The organism is Microbacterium sp. JZ101 (assembly GCF_053903175.1).
The window spans coordinates 1,413,477-1,438,239 of record NZ_CP096400.1 but is presented as its reverse complement, the minus strand read 5'-3'; the positions used below and the strand labels follow the sequence as shown (position 1 = coordinate 1,438,239).

At 72.5% G+C, this 24,763-nt stretch carries 19 protein-coding genes and 1 pseudogene; 9 read left to right on the top strand and 11 right to left on the bottom strand.

What is annotated here, in order from left to right; translation table 11 throughout:
• From M1D56_RS06570 to coaE, 3 genes are read right to left on the bottom strand one after another with little or no spacing between them, the layout of a single operon-like run.
• Nucleotides 1-1,626: a 5-oxoprolinase subunit B/C family protein gene (locus M1D56_RS06570; protein ID WP_456285039.1), complete on the bottom strand. Its 1,626-nt coding sequence runs from the start codon at nucleotides 1,624-1,626 to the stop codon at nucleotides 1-3.
• Nucleotides 1,623-2,378 carry a 5-oxoprolinase subunit PxpA gene (pxpA, locus tag M1D56_RS06565; protein WP_456285038.1) on the bottom strand — a complete coding sequence of 252 codons (756 nt, stop codon included), beginning with the start codon at nucleotides 2,376-2,378 and terminating at the stop codon, nucleotides 1,623-1,625. Before pxpA ends, M1D56_RS06570 begins: the two co-directional genes overlap by 4 nt.
• Nucleotides 2,375-2,977 carry a dephospho-CoA kinase gene (gene coaE, locus M1D56_RS06560; RefSeq protein ID WP_456285037.1) on the bottom strand — a complete coding sequence of 201 codons (603 nt, stop codon included), beginning with the start codon at nucleotides 2,975-2,977 and terminating at the stop codon, nucleotides 2,375-2,377. Before coaE ends, pxpA begins: the two co-directional genes overlap by 4 nt.
• Before the next feature lie 34 nt (nucleotides 2,978-3,011).
• Between coaE and M1D56_RS06555 the strand changes: the two genes are divergently transcribed.
• From M1D56_RS06555 to M1D56_RS06545, 3 genes are read left to right on the top strand one after another with little or no spacing between them, the layout of a single operon-like run.
• The gene (locus tag M1D56_RS06555) at nucleotides 3,012-5,003 is read left to right on the top strand and encodes an FAD/NAD(P)-binding protein (protein ID WP_456285036.1); all 1,992 of its coding nucleotides are present in this window, start codon (nucleotides 3,012-3,014) and stop codon (nucleotides 5,001-5,003) included.
• Nucleotides 5,000-5,695, top strand: coding sequence for an SDR family oxidoreductase (locus M1D56_RS06550; RefSeq protein ID WP_456285035.1), 696 nt, complete (start codon nucleotides 5,000-5,002; stop codon nucleotides 5,693-5,695). The genes M1D56_RS06555 and M1D56_RS06550 overlap by 4 nt, the downstream gene beginning before the upstream one ends.
• A complete protein-coding gene (locus M1D56_RS06545) occupies nucleotides 5,692-6,168 on the top strand; it encodes a tetratricopeptide repeat protein (RefSeq protein ID WP_456285034.1) in 477 nt (158 codons plus the stop codon). Before M1D56_RS06550 ends, M1D56_RS06545 begins: the two co-directional genes overlap by 4 nt.
• 187 nt (nucleotides 6,169-6,355) lie before the next feature.
• Here the strand turns inward: M1D56_RS06545 and M1D56_RS06540 are convergent, their stop codons facing one another.
• Nucleotides 6,356-7,078, bottom strand: coding sequence for a hypothetical protein (locus M1D56_RS06540; protein ID WP_456285033.1), 723 nt, complete (start codon nucleotides 7,076-7,078; stop codon nucleotides 6,356-6,358).
• Between the two features lie 170 nt (nucleotides 7,079-7,248).
• Here M1D56_RS06540 and M1D56_RS06535 point away from each other — a divergent pair, with 170 nt between their 5' ends.
• Nucleotides 7,249-7,611 carry a VOC family protein gene (locus tag M1D56_RS06535; protein WP_456285032.1) on the top strand — a complete coding sequence of 121 codons (363 nt, stop codon included), beginning with the start codon at nucleotides 7,249-7,251 and terminating at the stop codon, nucleotides 7,609-7,611.
• Between the two features lie 95 nt (nucleotides 7,612-7,706).
• Here the strand turns inward: M1D56_RS06535 and rpsA are convergent, their stop codons facing one another.
• Nucleotides 7,707-9,155 (bottom strand): 30S ribosomal protein S1, encoded by a 1,449-nt coding sequence (gene rpsA / locus M1D56_RS06530; RefSeq protein WP_271174021.1) that lies wholly within the window; start codon nucleotides 9,153-9,155, stop codon nucleotides 7,707-7,709.
• 284 nt (nucleotides 9,156-9,439) lie between these two features.
• On the opposite strand from rpsA, the gene M1D56_RS06525 reads away from it, so the two are divergent.
• The 5 genes from M1D56_RS06525 (at nucleotide 9,440) to M1D56_RS06505 (ending at nucleotide 17,717) form a co-directional block, all read left to right on the top strand.
• A complete protein-coding gene (locus M1D56_RS06525; protein ID WP_456285031.1) occupies nucleotides 9,440-10,675 on the top strand; it encodes a dicarboxylate/amino acid:cation symporter in 1,236 nt (411 codons plus the stop codon).
• Nucleotides 10,676-10,737: 62 nt separating this feature from the next.
• Nucleotides 10,738-12,123, top strand: a complete 1,386-nt coding sequence (gene rmuC / locus M1D56_RS06520; protein WP_456285030.1) for a DNA recombination protein RmuC — start codon at nucleotides 10,738-10,740, stop codon at nucleotides 12,121-12,123.
• 110 nt (nucleotides 12,124-12,233) lie between these two features.
• Entirely contained in the window at nucleotides 12,234-15,509 is a 3,276-nt protein-coding gene (locus tag M1D56_RS06515) for a pectinesterase family protein (protein WP_456285029.1), read from the top strand.
• Between the two features lie 391 nt (nucleotides 15,510-15,900).
• Entirely contained in the window at nucleotides 15,901-16,773 is an 873-nt protein-coding gene (locus M1D56_RS06510; protein ID WP_456285028.1) for a hypothetical protein, read from the top strand.
• Nucleotides 16,774-16,790: 17 nt separating this feature from the next.
• On the top strand, nucleotides 16,791-17,717 hold the full coding sequence (locus M1D56_RS06505) for a carbohydrate kinase family protein (RefSeq protein WP_456285027.1): 927 nt from the start codon (nucleotides 16,791-16,793) through the stop codon (nucleotides 17,715-17,717).
• On the opposite strand, the pseudogene M1D56_RS06500 reads toward M1D56_RS06505, so the two are convergent.
• From M1D56_RS06500 to ilvD, 6 genes and pseudogenes are all read right to left on the bottom strand, one after another.
• Nucleotides 17,718-19,005, bottom strand: a pseudogene (locus tag M1D56_RS06500) (RNA polymerase sigma factor).
• A 4-nt stretch (nucleotides 19,006-19,009) separates the two neighbouring features.
• Nucleotides 19,010-19,429 carry a YciI family protein gene (locus M1D56_RS06495; RefSeq protein WP_271174014.1) on the bottom strand — a complete coding sequence of 140 codons (420 nt, stop codon included), beginning with the start codon at nucleotides 19,427-19,429 and terminating at the stop codon, nucleotides 19,010-19,012.
• A 158-nt stretch (nucleotides 19,430-19,587) separates the two neighbouring features.
• Complete coding sequence (gene ilvC, locus M1D56_RS06490; RefSeq protein ID WP_271174013.1) at nucleotides 19,588-20,616, bottom strand: ketol-acid reductoisomerase; 1,029 nt, start codon at nucleotides 20,614-20,616, stop codon at nucleotides 19,588-19,590.
• 60 nt (nucleotides 20,617-20,676) lie between these two features.
• Nucleotides 20,677-21,186, bottom strand: a complete 510-nt coding sequence (gene ilvN / locus M1D56_RS06485; protein ID WP_271174012.1) for an acetolactate synthase small subunit — start codon at nucleotides 21,184-21,186, stop codon at nucleotides 20,677-20,679.
• Between the two features lies 1 nt (nucleotide 21,187).
• Entirely contained in the window at nucleotides 21,188-22,993 is a 1,806-nt protein-coding gene (locus tag M1D56_RS06480; RefSeq protein ID WP_282979799.1) for an acetolactate synthase large subunit, read from the bottom strand.
• Nucleotides 22,994-23,056: 63 nt separating this feature from the next.
• Nucleotides 23,057-24,760 (bottom strand): dihydroxy-acid dehydratase, encoded by a 1,704-nt coding sequence (gene ilvD, locus M1D56_RS06475; RefSeq protein ID WP_271174010.1) that lies wholly within the window; start codon nucleotides 24,758-24,760, stop codon nucleotides 23,057-23,059.
• Nucleotides 24,761-24,763: the final 3 nt, after the last annotated feature.

The following is a 24,763-nucleotide window of genomic DNA, read 5'->3' as shown; positions in this document are numbered from 1 at the left end:
CTAGGAGGGGCGTCCGACATCGGCGCCGGAGAGTCTGAAGCGCACGCGCGCGCCGGGCGGGATCTGCCCCGCCAGGTCGAGGTCGGCGGCCACCACCGAGGCGATCACGGGATAGCCGCCGGTGAGCGGGTGGTCGGGCAGGAAGACGACCGGATGGCCGTGCGGCGGCACCTGGACGGCCCCCTTCTCCGTCCCCTCGCTCGGGAGCTCGCCGGGCACGGCGCGCGCGAGCGGCCGCGCCCCCTCGAGGCGGATCCCGACCCGATCCGAGCGGGACGTCGCCGCCCACTCGTCGCCGAGGAGCGCGTCGAGGGCGTCCGCCGCGAACCAGTCGTCGCGCGGCCCGAGCACGACCCGCAGGTCGACGGTCTCGCCAGGGGCGGGAAGAGCGCGCGGCGCGGGAGACCATGGCGCGACCGCGTCGCGAACGCCGGAGAGCCCGCGCAGCGGCACGACATCGCCCGCTCGGAGAGCGCGTCCGCCGAGCTCGCGCGGCCCGATGCCGGCGAGGGTGTCGGTCGCGAGGCTGCCGAGCACGGGAGTGAGAGCGAGACCGCCTCGGAACGCCACGAGGGCGCGCACACCGCGCGTCGCGAAGCCCGTCACGAGCTCGTCGCCCTCGCGGAAGGCGGTCGGCGCGCCCCGCGGCACCGGCTCGCTCCCGCCGTCGGCGTGCACGAGCGCGGCGTCGACCTCCGCGCCCGCGAGCGCGAGGACGCCCGCGCCGCGGAGGCGCAGCCGCGCTCCGCCGCCGAGCAGCTCGAGGCCGGCCTCGCCGTGCCCGTTGCCGACCGCGGCGTTGGCCGCGCGAAGGGCCCCGCGGTCCGCCGCGCCCGACGCGGAGACGCCGAGGTGCGCGCGACCCGGTCGGCCGAGATCCTGAACGAGGAGCTGCAGCCCCGGCTCGATGACCTCGACGGCAGGGGCGATGCCGCGATCGCCCGGCATGTCGACCGCGCGCGCTCCGAGCGGAGCCGGACGTCCCCTACGTCCTTCGGCCGCGGTCGCGGGATGCGCGCGCGAGGCGTCGACGAAGCGCACGGTCGTTCCCGGGAGCAGGAGCGCGGGCGGATCCCGGTCGAGGTCCCAGAGCGCGGCGTCTGTGCGCCCGATGAGCTGCCAGCCGCCCGGGCTCTCCCGCGGGTAGACGCCCGAGTACCGGCCGGCGAGCGCGACCGCGCCCGCGGGGACGCGCGCGCGAGGCGATGCCTTCCGCGGCACGTCGAACACGGGGTCGTCGCCCACGAGGTAGCCGAAGCCCGGCGCGAAGCCCGTGAACGCGACGCGCCAGGTGGCCGTCTGGTGGCGGGCCGCGACCTCGGCGGGCGAGAGGCCGAGGTGATCCGCGACCTCGGCGAGGTCGTCGCCGTCGTAGTGCACGGGGATCTCGACGCAGCGATCGACGGCGGCCGCGCGCGCGGCGAGCGTGATCCGCTCGAGCGCGACCCGCACCTCGGGCAGGCGCCGCGGCTCGCAGCGCACGAGCACGGTGCGCTCGGCCGGGACGAGCTCGACGACCCCGACGGGCGGCGCCGCCTCGAGCGCCGCGTGGAGCCGGACCGCGCTCTCGAGGTCATCCACCTCGACGAGGAGGGCACGGTCGGACGCCGTGAGGATGCGCCTCATGGGCGGGCGGCGAAGGGGGCGATCGCGATGCCCTCGCGCTCGAGCAGGGCGCGCACCGCCGTCGCCATGGCGACGGCCCCCTTGCTGTCGCCGTGCACGCAGACCGAGGCGGGGCGGACGCGGATGACGGTCCCGTCGATGGCCTCGATCTCGCCGTCCCGCGCGAGGCGCAGGACCCGCTGGGCGACGACATCGGGGTCGTGCAGGAGCGCTCCCGCCTCGCCGCGCGGTGCGAGCGCGCCCGAGGGCAGGTAGCCGCGGTCGGCGAACGCCTCGGCTGCGGTGGCGAGGCCCGCCCGTGCGGCCGCCGCGAGGAGCGCGCCGGCGGGCAGGCCCAGGACGACGAGCCGCGGATCGACCGCGCGGACGGCCGCGGCGACGGCGGCAGCGCGCACCGGATCGGACGCGGCGTCGTTGTACAGCGCGCCGTGCGGCTTGACATAGCGGATGGCCGCGCCGTCGGCGAGGGCCTGCAGGTCGTGCAGCTGGCGCTCGATGCTCTCCTGCAGCGCGGCCGCGCCGATCTCGACGGGGCGGCGGCCGAATCCCGCTCGGTCCTCGTAGCCGGGATGCGCGCCGACGACGACGCCGCGCCGGGCCGCCGCGCGGAGCGTCGCGCGGATCCCGTCGGGCGTTCCCGCGTGCGCGCCGCACGAGACGTTCGCGCTCGTGACCACCGCGAGCATCGCGTCGTCGTCGCTCACGACGCGATCAGGCGCGTTCTCGCCGAGGTCGGCGTTGAGGTCGATCACGGGCCGCCCGTGAGAGATCGCCAGAGCGCGTCGGCCTGGGCGAGCGTCTCGTCGAGCGAGCCCGACGTGTCGATGACGACATCGGCGAGGGCGAGCCGCTCGTCGTCGCCGGCCTGGCTGGCGATCCGGGCGGCGGCGTCTGCCTCGCTCATGCCCCGCTCCGTCACCAGGCGACGACGGCGCACGTCCGCCGGAGCATGCGCGACGACGATCCGATCCCACTCCCCCGCTCCGCGCGCCTCGGCGAGCAGGGGCACGTCGTAGACGACCACGGCATCCGGATCGGCATCGAGCGCGGCGCGGAAGCGGCGCTGCGACTCGGCCTTGACGGCCGGGTGGACGATCGCGTTGAGGCGCGCGAGCCGCTGCCGGTCGCCGAACACGATCGCGCCGAGCGCCGCACGGTCGAGTGCGCCGTCCTCCGTGAGCACGTCGTCGCCGAACTCCGCGGCGATCGCCGCGAGCACGGGCTGGCCGGGCGCCTGCACCTCTCGGACGAGCGCGTCGGCGTCCACGATGGCCGCGCCGTGCTCCGCGAGCCGGCGCGCGATGGTCGATTTGCCCGACGCGATCCCGCCCGTCAGTGCTACCAGTGGCATGCCGCCAGTCTAGGAGCGCGCGAGAATGGAGGGGATGCCCACCACTGCCCGACCCGTCATCGCGATCGTCGGCGGCGGACCCCGCGGGGTCTCGCTGCTCGAGCGGATCGGCGCGAACCTCCCTCGCGGCGCCGCGCTCGACGTGCACCTCATCGACGACACGCAGATCGGAGCCGGCCGGATCTGGCGCACCGACCAGCCGCGCGAGCTGTGCATGAACACGCTCGCCGACGCCGTGACCCTCTTCACGGACGACGCCGCGAGCATCGCCGGCCCGATCCGCCCCGGCCCGACCCTCTACGAGTGGTGCCAGCTCGTCCGGCACGGCGCCCACGGCGGCGCGGATGCCGTCGTCTCGCGCATCCCGGAGGCGCACGTCGCCGCCTTCGCCCGTGTGCCGGTCCGTCCCGGCCTCGCGGGTGAGTACGGCGCCGAGCTGCGCGCGCAGCGCCCGGAGTCGCATCCGTCGCGCGCCCTCTACGGCGAGTACATCGCGTGGTGCCTCGCGCATGCGAAGGCGACCCTCCCCGCTGGCGTGCGCGTCCACGAGCACCTCGCGCGCGTCGTGGGCGCCCGGCGTCACGACGGGCGCGACATCCTCGACCTCGGCGATCGGGAGATCGCGGCCGACGCGGTCGTCGCGGCGACCGGATGGCTCGAGCGCACGGTGACCGCCGAGGAGCGCAGGATCCTCGGTGCGGTCGACGCGCACCCCTCCCTCATCTGGGTCCGCCCCGACTCGCCCGCCGATCAGTCCCTCGACAGCGTGCCCGACCGCGCCGAGGCGATCGTGCGAGGGCTCGGCATGGGCTTCTTCGACGCCATGGCCCTGCTGAGCGTCGGGCGCGGCGGGCGCTTCGCCGACGACGCCCACGCTCCGGGCGGCCTCCGCTACGAGCCGTCGGGGCGCGAGCCCCGGCTCCACGTGACGTCGCGGCGCGGGGTGCCGTTCCGCGCGAAGACGCTGTACGGCTCCCTCCCGCCGCGGGCTCCTCAGCACCACCTCCGCGCCGTCGACTGGACGGCCGTCCCCCGCCCGATCGACTTCGACGGACGTGTGTGGCCGCTCATCCTGCGCGACGCGTTCGCCGACTACCACACGACGCTCGCGCGCGTGAAGCCGGAGGCCGTGGATCTCCGCGCGGCCCTCGACGCCATCCGCTCCGCTCCGCTCGAGGCGTCGGGCGCCGCGACCCGCGAGCGGATCTCGGTGCTCGCCGACGCGGTCTCCCCGTTCGTCGCCGATCCGGAGGATCGGCTCGACCTGGCGGCGGCCATCCTGCCGGGCGAGGGCGCCACGTGGGCGTCGCCAGCGGAGTACGCGTCCTGGGTCGAGCGGTTCGTCCTCGACGACCTCGCCGAGGCCGAGCGCGGCCTCGACAGCCCGCTCAAGGCGGCGCTGTGGTCGATCGCCTCCGCCCGCGGCGTGGTGAGCCGCATCGGCGCGTTCGGCGGCTTCGACGCGGAGTCCCGCGCCGCGGGGTTCCGATCCCTGATGACGGTCGGCGGGATGGTCGGATCGGGGCCGCCCGCGTTCCGCAGCCGGCAGCTGCTCGCCCTCATGCGCGCGGGCATCGTGCGCTTCATCGGCCCGGGCGCCGCCGTGACGTCCGCCGACGGCGCGTTCCACGCATCCTCGCGCGCGGTCTCCGGCTCCGGCGTCTCGGCACCCGTGCTCGTGGACGCGTGGATGCACGCCCACGACGTGGCGGAGACGGCGGACCCGCTCGTCCGCTCGCTCGCGGCGGACGGCAGGGTCCGCCCGTTCGAGGCGCCGTCCCGGGCGTCGGGCGGCGTGGCGACCGGCGGATTCGACATCGAGCCCGCCACGGGGCGCCTTGTGCACGCCGACGGCACCGTCGACCCGTCGTTCCACGTGGCCGGCATCCCGATCGACGAGACCATGCACGACGCGATCATCAGCCCGATGCCGCGCACCGACCCCACCATGCTGCGCGAGACCGATCGCGTCGCACGGTCCCTCATCGCCGCGGCCGCGGCATCCGACCACGGGAGCACGACATGACCGAGAACCGACCCGTCGCGATCGTCACGGGAGCCACCGGCGGGATGGGCACCGAGATCGTGCGCGACCTCGTCCGCACGCACCGCGTCATCGCACTCGGACGCCGCGACGACGCGCTCGCGGCGCTCGCGGCCGAGACCCACGCCGAGCCCCGCCGCCTGGACGTCACCGACCGCGACGCGCTCGCCGATCTCGCTTCCGACCTCGACCGCGTCGACGTCCTCGTGCACGCCGCCGCGGTGGGCGACCACATCTCGGTCGAGGACGCGACGGAGGACGACTGGCTGCGGATGCTGTCGACGAACGTCGTGGGGCCCGCGCTCCTCACGCGCGCTCTGCTGCCCCAGCTGCGCGCGAGCGCGGCCACCGTCGTGTTCATCGGCTCGGGAGCAGGCACGCGGCCGGTGCCCGGCAGCGCGGTGTACACGGCGTCGAAGCACGCCCTCCGAGCCGTCGCCGACGTGCTGCGCCTCGACGAGGAGAGGCACCGCATGCGCGTCGTCACGATCGCCCCCGGCCAGACCGACACGCCCATGCTGCGCGCCGGGATCCCCGCCGAGAGCTACGCGGCCGAGCGGTACATCCGCCCCGCGACCGTCGCGGCGTCGGTCCGGTACGTCGTCGACCTGCCCGCCGACGCGCACATCACGGATGTGGCGCTGCGCCCGCGCCAGGAGATCGCACGCCTGTGAACGCGGATTGGGAGAAGCGAGTCGAGGCCGTCTGGGCCGACGGCGACGAGTCCACCCTCGTCGAGCGGATGGCGGCGGTCGCGGCGGATGCGCCGCATCCCGCGCTCGCGGCGTTCGAGCTGGGCGGCGCGCACGACAGCGTCGGCCGCGAGGCGGAGGCCCTCGAGCTCTACGAGCGGGCTGCCGCCGCGGGGATCGCGGACCTCGACCCCGATCGGGCCGCGCAGCTCGCGATCCAGCGCGCATCGACGCTGCGCAACCTCGGCCGCGCCGACGACGCGATCGCCCTCCTCGAGGCCGCGCCTGCTCACCCCGCGACAGGTGCCGCGCGGGAGGTGTTCCTCGCCCTCGCGCTGCACAGCGCGGGCCGCGACGCGGAGGCGCTGCGGACGGCGATCGAGGCGCTCGTCCCGTCGCTGCCGCGCTACCGCCGCTCGGCGGCAGCGTATGCGCGGGAGCTCACGGGCGAGTGAGCCGCCTCATGCGGAGACGATCCGCCAGCGTGCGCTGATCTTCGGCGCACGGCGCGCGTGCGCGAACGAGCGCCCCGGCCGGTTGGGGGTGGTCCGGCCGGGGCGCCCTTCTCTCTCCCACGGATTCCTCTCCCGAGAATCCGAGCACGGGCTCCTCTCCCAAAGAGCCCGAGTCCGAGGCGGCGAGTCAGAACTCGAAGCCGCCGAAATCTCCTCCGAAATCTCCGAAGCCGCCGATGTCGGCGGCGCCGCCGTCGGCAGCCGCATCGGCGCCATCCGCGCCGCCGGCGTCGGCCGACGCGTCCTCGCCGCCCGAGGCGTCCTCCCCGCCCGCGAAGGACGGCGCGAGGAAGGCGCTCACGAGCGCCGAGCCGACGACGTAGCCGGCGACCGTCCCGAGCAGGGATCCGCCGACGATCGTCCCGAGTCCCGGGCCCTGACGGCCGCCGCCCAGCGTGCGCTCCATCGTGCCAGGGTTGAGGTACTCGGCCCGCGTGGCGGCCCGTGCCATGGTCGCGGGATCCGCATTCGCAGGACGCTCCTGCGGGGGCAGGGTCTGCGACAGATCCGCCAGGACCTGCTGGCGCTGAGCCTCGGTGAGCCGGCCGAACGCCTCGGCGTGCACCTGCTCGATCGTCTCGGGCGGGGCCGTGCGGAGGAGGTAGCGGTAGCGCTCGACGGCGATCTCGTCCTCGCTCCGGCCTGCGGCGCCCGGCGGAGGCGGAGTGGTGGCCGTCGTGTACGAGCGCGATGTGGGCCGCCCGTCGGGGTCGATCGTGCCGAAGGCGGTCGTCTGCGGAGGCGGTGTCTGCGCGTAGCTGCGCGTGCGATCCTGATCGACGGAGGTCGAGGAGCGCTCGTCGCCCATGACGTCGCGCGCGGCCTGCCTGATGCGGTCGAGGAATCCCATGATCAACCTCCTGTCGGGGTTCGTGATCCGAAGATAGCGCCCCTGGCTCCGTGCCGAGTGTCCCTTCTCTATGCGTCCGCTGTGCGCGCTCGCGGGCCGTGCCCTTGTCCTCCTCCGCCGGCGGCGGTACGGTGACCGCGTCCACCGCCACCCGCTGTGAAAGGACCGCCATGCCCCACGGAGACATCACCCACATCGACATCCCGGTGTCCGACCTCGATCGCGCCGCGGCGTTCTACGGCGAGCTGTTCGGATGGGAGATCTCGGCGCCTCCGGGCTTCGAGGAGTACCCCATGTGGCAGGCGCCGAACAAGATCTCCGGCGGAGGGCTCGCGCCGCGCAGTGCGGACTTCACGCAGCCGCGCTCGTACGTCGAGGTCGACTCGATCGACGACGTGCTGGTGAAGGCGCAGGCCGCCGGCGCGACGGTCGTCATGGAGAAGACGCCGATCACCGAGACGAGCTGGTGGGCCGTCTTCCGCGATCCGGACGGCAACGACATCGGACTCTTCGAGGGCGTCGTCGGCATGTAGCCGGCGCGCACGACGAAGGGCCGGCTCCCGAAGGAGCCGGCCCTTTGCCGTGTGATCGCAGCGTCAGCGGATCAGATCCGCCGCGTCAGCGGGATTCAGCGACCGGAGAGCTTCTCGCGCAGAGCGGCGAGAGCCTCGTCGTCGGCGAGCGTGCCGGCGCCGGTCGACTCGCTCGAGAAGGTCGGCGCGCCGAACTCCTCGCCGGCCTCGGCCTCGGCCTCGAGGGCCTTGGCGACCTGGGCCTTGTGCGACTCCCAGCGAGCCTGGGCGGCAGCGTACTCCTGCTCCCACTTCTCGCGGGCCTCGTCGAAGCCCTCGAGCCACTGGCCGCTCTCGGGGTCGAAGCCCTCGGGGTACTTGTACTCGCCGTTCTCGTCGTACTCGGTGGCCATGCCGTACAGCGCCGGGTCGAACTCGGTGCCGTTGGGGTCGACGAGGTCGTTCGCCTGCTTGAGCGAGAGCGAGATGCGACGGCGGTCGAGGTCGATGTCGATGACGCGGACGAAGACCTCCTCGCCGACCGAGACGACCTGCTCGGCGAGCTCGACGTGCTTGTTCGAGAGCTCCGAGATGTGGACGAGGCCCTCGATGCCGTCCGCGACGCGGACGAACGCACCGAACGGCACGAGCTTCGTGACCTTGCCCGGCGTGATCTGGCCGATGGCGTGGGTGCGGGCGAAGACCTGCCAGGGGTCCTCCTGCGTCGCCTTGAGCGAGAGCGAGACGCGCTCGCGGTCGAGGTCGACCTCGAGGATCTCGACGGTGACCTCCTGGCCGACCTCGACGACCTCGGAGGCGTGCTCGATGTGCTTCCACGACAGCTCGGAGACGTGCACGAGGCCGTCCACGCCGCCGAGGTCGACGAACGCACCGAAGTTGACGATCGACGAGACGACGCCCTTGCGGACCTGGCCCTTGTGCAGGTTGTTGAGGAACTGCGTGCGCGTGGCCGACTGCGTCTCCTCGAGGAGCGCGCGGCGCGACAGCACGACGTTGTTGCGGTTCTTGTCGAGCTCGAGGATCTTCGCCTCGATCTCCTGGCCGAGGTACGGCGTCAGGTCGCGCACGCGGCGGAGCTCGATGAGCGACGCGGGGAGGAAGCCGCGCAGCCCGATGTCGACGATGAGACCACCCTTGACGACCTCGATGACCGTGCCGGTGACGACGCCGTCGTTCTCCTTGATCTTCTCCACGTCGCCCCACGCGCGCTCGTACTGCGCACGCTTCTTCGACAGGATCAGACGGCCTTCCTTGTCCTCCTTCTGGAGGACGAGGGCCTCGACGTGGTCGCCGACGCTGACGACCTCGTTGGGGTCGACGTCGTGCTTGATGGAAAGCTCGCGCGAGGGGATGACGCCCTCGGTCTTGTAGCCGACATCGAGGAGGACCTCGTCGCGGTCGATCTTGACGATCGTGCCGTCGATGATGTCGCCGTCGTTGAAGAACTTGAGCGTCTTCTCGACCGCGGCCAGGAAGTCCTCAGCAGAGCCGATGTCGTTGATCGCGACCTGCTTGGTGGCCGGGGCGGTCGTTGCGTTAGTCATGTAGTGGGTTGTCCTTGTTGAGGGATGATCGGGCCTCGCGACTCGGATGCCATGGGCCTGCTGGCCGACGCACGGCACCCCGGATGAGCCGAGGCAGTGGATTGGATTGTGCTGTCCCACGCTACGCGGCTCTCGGCGGCACGCCAAGAGCGCGCACGCGCGCGACAGTCAAGGTTATCAGATCGCGATGTCCGCGGCCACGCGGCTACGATGACCTGCGCGGCCGAGCTGGCCGCACGCGCCGGCGCCGGGCCGGCGCGCCGCGACGGCCGATCGGGATCCCGATGACATTCCTCCGCCTCCCCCTCCTCGCCTGGATCGTCATCGCGATCGCGCTGGGCACCCTCACCGGGCCCGTCATGCCGGAGTGGCTCGGCAACGTCTTCCTCACCTACAACTCGGTCTTCTCGGGCCTGCTCGGATTCTCGGTCCCGCTCATCATCGTCGGGCTCGTGACGCCCGCGATCGCCGAGCTCGGACGCGGCGCCGGCCGGTGGCTCGGGCTGACGGCGGCGATCGCGTACGCGTCGACCATCCTCGCCGGCCTCCTCGCCTACGCCGTCAGCCGGTGGCTCCTCACCCCGGTGATGAGCGACCGGAGTCTCGAGGCGCTCACCGAGGGCGGCGGCTCCGGGCTGACCCCGTACTTCACGGTCGCGTCCGCCCCGAGCGGCTCGGCGACCGAGATCGTGCTGCCGCCCGCGCTCGACGTCATGACCGCGCTCGTGCTCGCGTTCGTCGTCGGCATCGGACTCACGGCCATCCGCGGATCGGTCGTCCTCAAGGCGGCCGTCGAGTTCCGCACGATCATCGAGTCGCTCATCCGCCACGTCATCGTGCCGGCGCTCCCCCTCTACATCTTCGGCATCTTCATGGACCTCGCCAAGAGCGGCGAGGCCGCCGATGTGGTGAGCCGGTTCCTGGTGGTCGCGGCCATCTCGTTCGGGCTCACGCTCGTCGTGCTCCTCCTCCAGTACGCGGTCGCGGGCGCGATCGCGGGCGTCAACCCGCTCAAGGCCCTCTGGAACATGCGCGACGCCTACGGCACGGCGCTGGGCACCTCCTCCTCGGCCGCGACCATCCCGGTCACGCTCGAGTCGGTCAAGCGCAATCGCGTGAGCGACGCGGTCGCGGGGTTCGTCGTGCCGCTGTGCGCGACCATCCACCTGTCGGGCTCGATGGTGAAGATCACCTGCTTCTCGATCGCGATCCTGCTCATCACGGGCGGGCCGGTCGAGCTCGGCTCCTACCTGCCGTTCCTCCTCATGCTCGGCATCATGATGATCGCGGCCCCCGGCGTCCCCGGCGGCGCGATCGCCGCCGCCGCCGGCCTGCTCACGAGCATGCTCGGCTTCGGCGAGACCGAGGTCGGCCTCATGTTCGCGCTGTACATCGCACTCGACAGCTTCGGCACGGCGACGAACGTGACCGGCGACGGCGCGATCGCACTCGTCATCAACAGGCTCGCGCGGGGCAGGATCGGCGAGGACTCGGAGCAGCAGGACGCCGTCCGCGCCTGAGCGGCAGAGGGCGCGCGCTCGACGCGCCCGAGGATGTCCGACCCCTCGCGCACAATGCCGGTATGGACACCCTCCTCGTCATCGCCATCGCCGTGATCGCCGCGGCCCTCGCCGGCGCGCTCGGCTTCGTCGTCGGCCGCCAGCGCGGGAGCGCGGCAGACGCCGAGCAGCGCGCGGAGCTCGGCGCCGCCCGCCTGCAGATCGCGAGCCTGCAGCGCGACGTCGCGTCGGCACGCGCGGAGACCGCGGCGCGCGTCGCGGAGGAGCGCACGCGCGCAGCCGAGCGGGTCGACGAGCTGCGCGCCGACCAGAAGCGCCTCGCCGACGAGTTCGACGCGCTCAGCCGGCGCGCGCTCGAGGCCAACACGCGGAGCTTCCTCGCGCAGGCCGAGGAGCGCCTCACGCGCAGCCAGAGCGAGGGCGCGGCCGAGCTGCGCCGACGGCAGGAGGCGGTCGAGCGGCTCATCGCCCCCATCCGCGAGACGCTCGACACCGTCAAGACCGAGGTGTCGACCGCCGAGAGGGCGCGGCTCGAGGCGAACGCGACCCTCGCGGAGCAGCTCGCGCACATGCGGCGCTCGTCGGAGGCGCTCGGCTCGGAGACCCGCAACCTCGTGAACGCGCTGCGCGCTCCTCAGGTGCGCGGGCGGTGGGGCGAGCTCCAGCTGCGGCGGGTCGTGGAGGCGGCCGGCATGCTCAACCACGTCGACTTCGCCGAGCAGTCCCACCATGTCACCGACGACGGGGCGCTCCGGCCCGACCTCGTCATCCACCTCGCGGGCGGCAAGCGCGTCGTCGTCGACTCCAAGGTCGCGTTCAGCGGCTACCTCGAGGCCATGGAGGCGACCGACGACACGGTGCGCGCGCAGCGACTGCAGGCTCACGCCCGCCACCTCCGCAAGCACATCGACGACCTCGGCGCGAAGGAGTACTGGGACGCGGTGGCCGGGTCGCCCGAGTTCGTCGTGATGTTCGTCCCCGCCGAGCCCTTCCTCGCCGCCGCCCTCGACGAGGACGCGACACTGTACGAGTACGCATTCGAGCGCAACGTCGTGATCGCGACTCCCTCGACGCTCGTCGCCCTGCTGCGCACGGTGGGTCACGCGTGGCGACAGGACCAGCTCGCGCAGGAGGCGCAGCAGATCTTCCTCGTCGGCAAGGAGCTGCACAAGCGCCTCGGCACGCTCGGCACGCACCTCGCGACGCTCGGGAACCGCCTGAACGCCACCGTCGAGGCGTACAACCGCTTCGCCGGATCGCTCGACCGGAACGTCGTGACCCAGGCGCGCCGCTTCAGCGCCCTGCAGGGCCTCGACGAGGTCCTGACGGAGACGGCGCCGGTCGAGGCGCTCGCGATCGCGCCGCAGAAGGCCGACCTCTACACCGACGAGCCGACCGCGTCGTTCGCGCCCGAGGCGATCGCGCAGGTGCGCGAGGAGCGCCTCTGACCGCCCCTCTTGACGACGCCCATGGGCGTCGCTAGCTTTCGAGAAACCGGTTACTGCACGACGACGTGCCCGGTGCGCCTGCACCGCCGGTTCCTCGAAGGAGAGCGAACATGCCCTGGAGACATCCTCGACGACACCCCTCCCCGATCGCCGTCGGCGTCCTCGCGACCGCCGTCGGCGCATCCCTCCTCGCGGCGCCCGCGCACGCCCAGTCGAGCGCCGCGCCCGCAGCGGAGGGCGCGCCGGCGCCTGCGGTCCCCGTGGAGCGGCAGACGCTTCCCGCGGGCGACGGATGGGCCTCCCTCGACGGCGGGACGACCGGCGGGGCCGACGCGCCGGCCGACCGCGTGATCGACGTCCGCACCCGCGACGAGCTCGTCGCGGCCGTCGCGGGCGACGAGCCCAAGATCGTGCGGGTCGTCGCGGACATCGACGCGAACACCCGCGCCGACGGCACGCGGATCGCGTGCGAGGAGTACGCACGAGACGGCTACTCGCTCGACGCGTACCTGGCGGCATACGACCCCGCGGTGTGGAGCGGCCCTGCGAAGGGGCCGCTGGAAGACGCGCGCAAGGCGTCCCAGGCGGCGCAGCGCGCGCAGATCGAGGCCCGCATCGGCTCGAACACGACGGTCATCGGCGTGGGCGACGTCGCGCTCACGGGATTCACCTTCCAGGTGTCGGGCGTCGACGACGTGATCATCCGGAACCTCCGCATCTCCGACGCCTACGACTGCTTCCCGACGTGGAACGGCGAGACCTGGAAGACAGAATGGGACAACCTCGTCGTCTCGGGATCGACGCACGTCTGGCTCGACCACCTCACCCTCGACGACGGCGACACGGTCGACGCCGAGCAGCCGGTCCACTTCGGCGAGCGCTTCCTGCGGCACGACGGCCTGCTCGACGTCGTCCGCGCGGCCGACCTCGTCACGATCTCGTGGAGCCGGATGCAGGGGCACGACAAGTCGCTCCTCTGGGGCAACGGCGACGACCGCATCACCGACCGCGGCGCGCTGCGGGTCACGCTGCACCACAACGAGCTCGTCGACCTCAACCAGCGCGCTCCCCGGGTGCGCTTCGGGCAGGCGCACGTGTACGACAACACCTACAGGGTGACCGATCCCGGCCACTACATCTACTCGTGGGGCGTCGGCGTCGAATCGAGCATCATCGCCCGCGAGAACACCTTCGAGCTCGCCGAGGGAGTGACCCCCGACCGGATCATCGGCCACTTCGGCGGCACCGGCATCGATGCCGCGGGCACCTGGGTGAACGGCGCGGAGGTCGACGTGCTCGCGGCCTACAACGCGGCGAACCCGGATCTGCCCCTCGCGGGCACCGTGATCGGCACCGCCGGCCCGCATGGCCCGATCCAGCCCGCGGAGGTCGCGGCCCGCGCGGTCGCCGAGGGCGCCGGCTCCGGCGTCCTCGAGGCCTGGCGCGATCCGCTCGACCCCGCGCATGCGGGAGCGGATCTGCTCGCCGCGATCGGCGCGCCCGCCGATGCGACCGCCGACGGGCCGGTATGGGCGCCCGCGGCGACCGGCTTCGCCTCGCTCCCGTCGCCCGAGCGGCCGCAGGGCACGACGGGCGGAGCGGGCGGAGCGACCGTGACCGCGCGCACGGCCGACGAGCTCGCCCGGCACGCGGCCTCGCGCCATCCGCTCGTCATCCTCGTCGAGGGCGCCATCGACGTCCCGTTCGGCGAGATGATCGAGGTCGCCGACGACAAGACGATCGCGGGAGCCGACGCCGATGCCGCGCTCGTCGGCGGCGGCCTCCTCCTCAGGGGCTCGTCCAACGTCATCGTGCGGAACCTCTCCTTCCGCGACTCGTACGTCCCCGGCGACTGGGACGGCAAGACCCGCGAGAACGACAACGACGGCGTCCGGATGGATGCCGCGACGCACGTGTGGATCGACCACAACGACTTCGCGCGCCTCGGCGACGGCCTCGTCGACGTGCGGAAGGGGTCGACGGCGGTGACGCTCTCATGGAACACGTTCTCCGACCACAACAAGACGGTCGGGATCGGATGGTCCGAGGAGGTCGCGACGGAGATCACGCTGCACCACAACCGCTTCTCGAACACCTACCAGCGCAACGCGAGCATCGGCGGGGCATCCGCCGCGCACGCGTACAACAACCATCTCGAGGGCACGGGGAGCTACGGCATGCTGGCCCGCGAGGGATCGCAGGTGGTCGTCGAGCAGAGCTACTTCGAGAACGGCGAGGACCCCATCGTGGCCTACGGCGACGGCTCGGCGGTCGACTCCCGGGACAACGTGTTCACCGGCACCCGCGGCCGACGCGACGACACCGGCGCGACGTTCGAGCCCGCCGATCGCTACGCGTACCACCCCGACCCCGCTCGGGAGATCCCCGCGATCCTCGCCGCGCATGCGGGCTCGCTCGGCGACGAGGAGGCCGTCGGCGAGTCGGTCACGGTCGCGCTCGACGGCACGGGCGACTTCGCGAGCGTGAGCGCTGCCGTGGGCGCCGCCGCACGCGCCGATCATCCCGTCGAGGTCGTCGTGCAGCCCGGCGTGTACCGCGAGGTCGTCCGGATCTGGCCGGACGCCGACGGGCTCACGATCCGCGGCGCGACGGGCATCGCCGAGGACGTCGTGATCACGTACGATCTCGCGGCCGGGCAGCAGAAGTTCTACGGCGGCACGCAGGGGCACACCGGCTCGCCCACCGTCTCCGCGATGGCCGACGACGTGACGCTCGCAGACCTCACGATCGAGAACGCCTACGACGAGGCCGCGAAGGGGCAGAGCCAGGCGCTCGCACTGCGCACGGTCGGCGACCGCACGGTGCTCGACGGCGTGCGCCTGCTCGGCAACCAGGACACGTTCCTCGCCGACACCCCGCACATCACGCAGACCTCGCGCGTGTACGTGACCGACTCCTACATCGAGGGCGACGTCGACTTCATCTACGGACGCGCCACGGCCGTGTTCGAGGACAGCCGGATCCACTCCCTCGACCGCGGCCAGACCGTGAACGGCTACGTCGCGGCGCCCTCGACCGCGGCGGGGGTCGCGGGCTTCCTCTTCCAGGGCAGCCGGTTCACCTCCGACGCGGCCGCCGGCACGGTGTTCCTCGGTCGACCGTGGCACCCGAGCAGCAACCCCGACGTCGACCCGTCGATGGTCGTCCGCAACTCGCACCTCGGTGCGCACATCTCCACGCCGGCATGGACGGACATGAGCGGATGGCGGTGGCAGGACGATCGGTTCGCCGAGTACCGGAACCGGGGCGACGGGGCCGCCGTCGCGGGCGCCGAGGGTCGACCGCAGCTGACGAAGGAGCAGGCTCGCGCGCACACGCGGGAGGCGTACCTTCAGGGCGACGACGGCTGGAGCCCCTGGCTCTGAGCGCGGGTCGGCGGTGCGGGAGTGTCCGACGACGCTCCCGCACCGCCGGGCGCATGCACGATGATGGAGGGACACCGCGCACGGCGCCGCCGTCCGCCCAGCCATCGAGGAGGCGCTCGTGACCGACGACAGCACGCCCGACATCCCTCCGGCTCCCGCGTCGCCTCCCCCGCAGCCGCCGTCGGGAGCGCCGACACCGCCCCCGGCTCCGATCCCGCCGTACGCGGCGCCGCCCTACGGTGCTCCGCCGGCACCGCCCTACGGCGCTCCGCCCGCGCCACCCTACGGCGCTCCGCCCGCGCCACCCTACGGCGCTCCGCCCGCGCCACCGTACGGCTCGCCGTACGCCGCCTACGGAGCGCCCCCGTCCGCCCCGGGTCCCCGACCCGGCATGGCCCTCGCCATCACCGCGATCGTCCTCGCAGGCGTGGGCTTCGTCTTCGCCCTCATCCCCGTCGTGACCGGCCTGTCGTGGCTGTTCCTCATCGCCGCGATCGTCGTGGCGATCGTCGCCCTCGTCCGCAGGGCGGAGGGCAGGGGCCTCAGCATCGCCGCGATCGTCGTCGCGGTCGCGGGCGGGATCGCGTCGATCGTCGTCCTCGTCGTGTCGGTCTTCGCCGCCGTGGGCTCATTCATCTCGTCCCCGCCGGCACTCGGCCCGACCGATCTCTACGAGCCGCCCGCCGAGTCGATCACCGTCGACATCGAGACGACCGAGACCGCCTTCGGCCGTCTGCCGGGCGACGACGACTACTGGTGGTATGTCGCGGTGCTCGAGGTGCCGCAGAGCGACGTCGCGTACGAGTACGCGTTCCTCGACGTCGAGGCGCGCACGGCCGACGGCGACGTGCTCGACGCCGGCTCGACGCCGCGCACGCTGCTGCCGGGCACGACCGTCGTGACGGGATACTTCGAGGCAGCCGACGAGGAGATCGACGGCATCGAGGTGATCGACCCGGTCGTCGAGGAGTACGACGAGGCGCCCATCGAGGAGTACGGTCCCCTCGTCGTCGGCGAGCTGACCGACGTGTCCGACGAGTACTCGACGGCCGTCGAGGGCGTCGTGACCACGGAGGGCACGGCCGACATCGACCTCGCCGAGGTGATCGTCCTCGCGCGGGACGCCGACGGTGCGATCTTCGAGGTCACAACGGCTTACCCCGACGCGGCCGTCACCGCCGACGAGGGCGCTCCGTTCGAGGCGCTCTTCACCGAGGTGCACCCCGAGGGCACCACCTACGAGGCGTACGCCGCCGCCTTCTGATCCGCCAAGGAGAACCCATGACGCCCATCGGCGCATCCCCCGACGTCCTCGTCGTCGGAGAGGCCCTCGTCGACATCGTGCACCGCGGCGACGGGAGCGTCGACGAGAAGCCGGGCGGGAGCCCCGCGAACGTCGCGATCACCCTGGGACGCCTCGGCCGCCGCCCTCGTCTCCTCACGCACGTGGGCGACGACGATCGCGGCCGCCTCGTGCGCGCGTGGCTCGAGGCCTCCGGCGTCGAGGTGACCGGGCGCGCGGCCGCTCGGACGTCCACCGCGACGGCTGTGCTCGATGCGACCGGCGCCGCGCGCTACGCGTTCGCGATCGAGTGGGATGTCGACGCCGCGGGCGCGGACATCCCCGGCGCCGTCCATGTCGGATCGATCGCGACGACCCTCGCCCCCGGCGCCGACGCCGTGCTCGGCCTCGTCGAGCGCGCCCGCGGCCGCGCGCTGGTGACGTTCGACCCGAACATCCGCTCGAGCCTCGTGACGGACGCAGACGACGTCCGTCGCCGCGTCCGCGCGCTCATCGAGCGCGCGCACGTCGTGAAGGCGAGCGACGAGGATGTCGCCTGGCTGCATCCCGGAGCCGACCTCGAGGAGGTCGCACGTGCCTGGGTCGCCGCCGGGCCCGCTCTCGTCGTCGTCACGTCCGGCGCCGAGGGAGCGCTCGCGGCGACCGCGAGCGGGATCGTGCGCGTCCCCGCGCCCCGCGTCGATGTGGTCGACACCGTCGGAGCCGGAGACACCTTCATGGGCGCACTCGTCGACGGCCTGCTCGATGCGGGCGCGTCCGGGTCACGCGCGCGAGAGACGATCGCCGCGCTCGACGGCGCGCGCCTGACGTCCCTCCTGCGGCGCAGTGCCGACGCCGCCGCGGTGACGGTGTCGCGCCCCGGCGCCGACCCGCCGACGCGGGCCGAGCTCGACGCCCGGGGCTGATCACCCCTCGGGCAGCGCAGCGGCCTTCGCGCGCAGCACGTCGCGCTCGCGCTCGTTCGCCGTCCGTCGCGCCGCCTCCTCGAGGGCCGCGCGCATCGGCGTTCCGGCCGAGGCGCGCGAGGAGCTCACCGCGGACCGACGGCAGCAGGTGCGAGCCGGCGAGAGCGCTCGACCGCTCGAGCTCGTCGACGATCCGCAGCGCGCTGGCCGGGCCGGTCGCCATCGCGACGGCGACCGCCCGATTCAGCTCGACGACGGGCGAGGGGGCGAGGCGCGCGAGCGCCTCGTAGAGGAGGACGATGCGCTCCCAGTCGGTCGACTCGACCGAGGTCGCGATGTCGTGGCACTCGGCGATCGCCGCCTGGAGAGCGTAGGACCCGCGCCCTCGCCCGAGCGCGTCCGCGCGGGCGAGCGCGGCCCTGCCTCGGGCGATGAGCTGCCGGTCCCACCGCGTCCGGTCCTGCCGGTCGAGCAGCACCGGCTCGCCGTCGGGGCCGACGCGCGCGGGGAACCGCGCGGCCGTGAACTCCATGAGGGCGACCAGGCCGTGCACCTCGGGCTCGCGCGGCGCGAGCTCCGCGAGCACGCGGCCGAGTCGGAGCGCCTCGTGCGCGAGATCCGCGCGCAGCCACCGCTCGCCCGAGCTCGCGACGTGCCCCTCGTTGAACACGAGGTAGAGCACGCTCAGCACCGTGCCCATCCGCTCGGCGAACTCCTCCCGCCCCGGCACCTCGAACGGCGCCTTCACGGCCGCGAGCGTCCTCTTCGCGCGCACGATGCGCTGCTGGACGGTCGCGACGGGCAGGAAGAACGCGCGCGCGATCTCCTCGGTCGTGAGACCGCCGACGACGCGGAGGGTCAGCGCGATCTGCGCCTCGCGCGAGAGCGCGGGGTGGCAGGCGATGAACACGAGCCGCAGCACGTCATCGTCGATCTCGTCGGGATCGTACGGCTCGGCGTCCGCGTCGGCGCTCTCGATCTCGCGCGCGATCGCCGCGTAGCGCTCGTCGAGCCGCTCGCGCCGCCGCCATCCGTCGATCGCCCGGCGCTTGGCGACCGCGACGAGCCACGCGCCCGCGTTGGCGGGGACGCCGTCGCGCGGCCACTGCTCGAGCGCTGCCGCGAGGGCGTCCTGCGCGAGGTCCTCGGCGGTCGCGAAGTCGCCCGTGAACCGCGTGAGCGTCGCGACGATGCGGGCCGACTCGATCCGCCACACGGCCTCGACGCTCCGACGCGCGGATGCCGCCGCGCGCGATGCGCGCGCGGCGGCTTCCGTCGTGTCGTTCATGGGATCACTCGGTGCCGAGCTGCTCGCGCCACCCGGCCTCCTTCTGGATCCACTCGTTGTCGGCAGGGAAGTCCTCGACGCCGCTGATGCGGCGCACCTCGAGCTTGCTGCCGGGGCCGAGCGGCGCGCGCTTGGCCCACTCGACGGCCTCCTCGATCGTCGGCACGTCGAGGATCCAGAAGCCGTTGAAGAGCTCCTTCGTCTCACCGTAGGGGCCGTCGGTCGCGACCGGCGGCTGGCTCGAGAAGTCGACGACGACGCCCTCTGCGGCGTCCGTGAGCCCCTCGCCGCCGGCGAGGACGCCGGCCTTCATCATCGACTCGTTGTAGGCCCCCATCGCCGCGATGATCTGCTCGAAGGGGATCTCCTTCGACGCGGCGAGAGCCTCGTCGGTGTCGCGCATGATCAGCATGTACTTGCCCATGATGTTCTCCTCGGTCTGGTGCGAAGGCCGCCTCTCGACCCTCTCACTGACGCGTCGAACGAGCCAGACGCAGATCGACATGCGGGCGGAGAAAGTTCGAAAAAAGATCGGCCGCCGCCCCTCGTGAGGGCGGCGGCCGGGTCGGTCGGGTCAGGAGATCAGCGCGCGGCCGAGCCCTCGACGTAGTCCGAGTCCTGCTGCTTCCATGCGAACAGGGCGCGGAGCTCCTTGCCCGTGGCCTCGATCGGGTGCTGCTGCTCCTTCTCGCGCAGACCGAGGAACTCGGGCGCGCCCGCGTCCTGGTCGTCGATGAAGCGCTTGGCGAACGCGCCCGACTGGATGTCGGCGAGCACGGCCTTCATGTTCTCCTTGACGTGCGCGTCGACGACGCGCGGTCCCGAGACGTAGTCGCCGAACTCGGCCGTGTCCGAGATCGACCAGCGCTGCTTGGCGATGCCGCCCTCCCACATGAGGTCGACGATGAGCTTGAGCTCGTGCAGCACCTCGAAGTAGGCGATCTGCGGCTGGTAGCCGGCCTCGGTGAGCACCTCGAAACCCGCCTGCACGAGGTGGCTCATGCCGCCGCAGAGGACGGCCTGCTCGCCGAAGAGGTCGGTCTCGGTCTCCTCGGTGAACGTGGTCTTGATGACGCCGGCGCGCGTGCCGCCGATCGCCTTCGCGTACGAGAGGGCGACGTCCCAGGCCTGGCCCGACGCGTCGCGCTCGACCGCGATGATGTCGGGGATGCCGCGGCCGGCCGCGAACTCGCGGCGCACCGTGTGGCCGGGGGCCTTGGGCGCGACGAGGATGACGTCGACGCCCTCGGGAGCGTCGATGTACCCGAAGCGGATGTTGAAGCCGTGCGCGAACGCGAGCGTCTTGCCCTCGGACAGGTTCGGCGCGATCGACTCGGCGTAGATCGAGCGCTGGTGCTGGTCGGGCGCGAGGATCATGATGAGGTCGGCCCACGCGGTGGCGTCCGCGACGTTCTTGACCTCGAAGCCCTCCTCCTGCGCCTTCTGCGTCGACTTCGACCCGTCCTTCAGCGCGATGACGACCTCGACGCCCGAGTCGCGGAGGTTCTGCGCGTGCGCGTGGCCCTGCGAGCCGTAGCCCACGATCGCGACCTTCTTGTTCTGGATGATCGACAGGTCGGCGTCTGCGTCGTAGAGGATCTCGGTGCTCACTGTATTTCTCTCCTTGGATGGGGTTCGTCGCGGGCGGCGCACCGCCGCCCGAGGTTCTGATCAGCCGCGCAGGACGCGCTCGGTGATGGACTTGCCGCCGCGGCCGAGGGCGAGCAGCCCCGACTGCGCGAGCTCCTTGATGCCGAAGGGCTCGATGGCCTTGAGGAAGGCGTCGACCTTGCCCTGGTCGCCCGTGATCTCGATCACGAGCGCGTCGGGCGCGTAGTCGACGACGTTGCCGCGGAAGAGGCTCACGACCTCGAGGACGTTCGACCGGGACGCGTTGTCGGCGCGCACCTTCACGAGCATGTGCTCGCGCTGCACCGACGCCGCGGGGTCGAGCTCGACGATCTTCACGACGTTGATGAGCTTGTTGAGCTGCTTCGTGACCTGCTCGAGCGGGAGGTCGTCGACGTCGACGACGACCGTGATCCGGGAGAGCCCGGGGATCTCGGTGACGCCGACGGCGAGGGAGTGGATGTTGAAGCCGCGTCGGGCGAACAGGCCCGCGACGCGGGTGAGCAGACCGGGACGGTCCTCGACGAGCAGGCTCAGCACGTGGGACGACATGTCAGTCCTCCTCGGAGAAGGCGGGCGAGTGGTCGCGCGCGTACTGGATGTAGCTGTTGCTGACGCCCTGCGGCACCATCGGCCACACCATGGCGTCGGCGCTCACGACGAAGTCGATCACGACGGGGCGGTCGTTCGTCTCGAGAGCGAGGCGGATCGCGTCGTCGATCTGGTCCTCCCGCTCGACGCGGATCGCGAGGCAGCCGTACGCCTCGGCCAGCTTGACGAAGTCGGGGATGCGGACGGTGTCGTGGCCGGTCTGGAGATCCGTGTTCGAGTAGCGGCCGTCGTAGAACAGCGTCTGCCACTGCCGCACCATCCCGAGCGACGAGTTGTTGATGATCGCGACCTTGATCGGGATGTCGTTGAGCGCGCACGTGGCGAGCTCCTGGTTCGTCATCTGGAAGCAGCCGTCGCCGTCGATCGCCCACACCACGCGGTGCGGCTCGGCGACCTTCGCGCCCATCGCGGCGGGGATCGAGTACCCCATCGTGCCGGCGCCGCCGGAGTTCAGCCACGAGTTCGGGCGCTCGTACTTGATGAACTGCGCCGCCCACATCTGGTGCTGCCCCACGCCCGCGGCGTAGACCGCCTCGGGGCCGGTGAGCTCGCCGATCCGCTGGATGACGTGCTGCGGCGAGAGCAGCCCGTCGGTCGTCGGGGCGAAGCCGAGCGGGTACTGATCCTGCAGGCCGCGCAGGTAGGCCCACCACTCGTCGTAGTCCGGTGCGCCGCCCTGCGTCGTCGAGCGGAACGCCGTGTCGAGATCGACGAGCACCTCCTTGAGGTCGCCCACGATCGGCACGTCGGCCGTGCGGATCTTGGAGATCTCGGCGGGGTCGATGTCGACGTGCACCACCTTCGCGTGCGGGGCGAAGAGCGCGGCCTTGCCGGTGACGCGGTCGTCGAAGCGCGCGCCGAGGGCGACGATGAGGTCGCTCTCCTGGAGCGCGAGCACGGCCGGCACCGCCCCGTGCATGCCGGGCATGCCGAGGTGCTGCGGGTGGGAGTCGGGGAACGCGCCGCGCGCCATGAGCGTGGTGACGACGGGCGCGCCTGTCGCCTCCGCGAAGGTCTTCAGCTCCTCCGCCGCGCGGCCGCGGATGACGCCGCCGCCGACGTAGAGGACGGGCTTGCGCGCCTCCGCGATGAGCGACACGGCGGCCTGGATCTGCTTGCCGTGCGCCTTCGTGACAGGGCGGTAGCCCGGCAGCTCGTAGCGGGGCGGCCAGACGAACGGCGCCTCGGCCTGCTGCGCGTCCTTCGTGATGTCGACGAGCACGGGGCCCGGGCGGCCGGTCGAGGCGATCTCGTACGCCGCGGCGATCGCGCCGGGGATCTCGGCGGCGTCCTTCACGAGGAAGGAGTGCTTCGTGATCGGCATCGTGATCCCCACGATGTCCGCCTCCTGGAACGCGTCGGTGCCCATGAGCGTGGAGAACACCTGGCCGGTGATGGCCAGCATCGGCACCGAGTCCATGTACGCGTCGGCGATCGCGGTCACGAGGTTGGTCGCGCCGGGGCCGCTCGTCGCGATCGTCACGCCGACCTTGCCGCTGGCCGAGGCGTAGCCCTCCGCCGCGTGGCCGCCGCCCTGCTCGTGTCGGACGAGGATGTGGCGCAGCGAGGCCGCCGACATGAGCGGGTCGTAGACGGGCAGGATGGCGCCGCCCGGAAGGCCGAAGACGTCGGTGACGCCCAGCAGCTCGAGCGAGCGGACGACCGCCTCGGCGCCCGTGAGCACGGGCGCTTGCGCGGAGGTGCGAGCGGGTGGCCGCGGAACGGCCGGTGCGGTTTCGGCAGGCATGATGATGCTTCCTCGCTGTTGGTCGAGTGGGTGCTCAGCGGACGCGGCGGGGCCGGGACCGGCTCAGCCGGTCGTCGCGCCTTCCGCGGCGGAGCGCACGAGCTTGGAGTACTTGGCCAGAACGCCTCGGGTGTAGCGCGGGGGCAGGGGCTCCCAGCCTTCCCGGCGGGAGCTCAGCTCTGCTTCGTCGACGAGTAGGTCGAGAGTGCGAGCCGCGATATCGACCCTGATCAGATCACCATCGCGCACGAAGGCGATGGGACCAGCGTCCACCGCCTCTGGTGCGATATGGCCGATGCACAGCCCGGTTGTGCCGCCTGAGAATCGACCGTCTGTCAAGAGTAGTACATCCCTGCCGAGGCCAGCGCCCTTGATGGCCGCCGTGATTGCGAGCATCTCGCGCATGCCGGGGCCGCCCTTGGGGCCCTCGTAGCGGATGACCACCACGTCGCCCGCGGCGATCTCGCCGTTCGCAAGCGCGTCCATGGCGCCGCGCTCGCGCTCGAACACGCGCGCGGGGCCCTCGAACACCGACGCGTCGAAGCCGGCGGTCTTGACGACCGCCCCCTCGGGCGCGAGCGAGCCGTGCAGGATGGTGAGCCCGCCGGTCGCGTGGATCGGGTCGTCGAAGCGGTGGACGACCGTGCCGTCGATCGGGTCGGGGTCGAGCTCGCGCAGGTTCTCCGCGACGGTCTTGCCGGTGACCGTGAGCGCATCGCCGTGGATGAGGCCCTCGTCGAGCATCGCCTTCATGATGACGGGGATGCCGCCGTGGCGGTCGACGTCGTTCATGACGTACTTTCCGAACGGCTTCATGTCGGCCACGTGCGGCACGCGGTCGCCGATGCGGTTGAAGTCGTGCAGGCTCAGCTCGACCTCGGCCTCACGTGCGATCGCGAGCAGGTGCAGCACCACGTTCGTCGAGCCGCCGAGGGCCATCGCGAGCGCGATCGCGTTCTCGAACGACTCCTTCGTCAGGATGTCCTTGGTCGTGATGCCCTGCCGCAGCAGCTCGACGACGGCCTCGCCCGACCGGTGCGCGAAGTAGTCGCGCCGGCGGTCGGCCGCCGGCGGCGCGGCCGATCCGGGCAGGCTCAGACCGAGCGCCTCGGCCACCGAGGCCATCGTGTTGGCCGTGTACATGCCGCCGCAGGCTCCCTCGCCCGGGGCGAAGGCGCACTCGATGCGCTTGAGGTCCTCCTCCGACATGAGGCCCGCGCGGCACGCGCCCACGGCCTCGAAGGAGTCGATGATCGTGATGTCCTTCTCGGTGCCGTCCGAGAGCTTGACCCAGCCGGGTGCGATCGAGCCGGCGTAGAGGAAGACGCTGGACAGCCCGAGCCGCGCGCTGGCCATGAGCATGCCGGGGATCGACTTGTCGCAGCCCGCGAGCAGGACCGTGCCGTCGAGGCGCTCGGCCATGATGACGGTCTCGACGCTGTCGGCGATGACCTCGCGGCTCACGAGCGAGAAGTGCATGCCCTCGTGGCCCATGGAGATGCCGTCCGAGACCGAGACGGTGCCGAACTGGAGCGGGTAGCCCCCGCCCGAGTGCACGCCCTCCTTCGCGCCCTGCGCGAGCCGGTCGAGCGACAGGTTGCAGGGGGTGATCTCGTTCCAGCTCGAGGCGATGCCGATCTGGGGCTTGTCCCAGTCGGCGTCTCCCATGCCCACGGCGCGGAGCATGCCGCGCGACGTCGTGGCCTCGATGCCGTCCGTCACCACGCGGCTGCGGGGCTTGATGTCGATCTCAGGGGTATCGCTCACGCT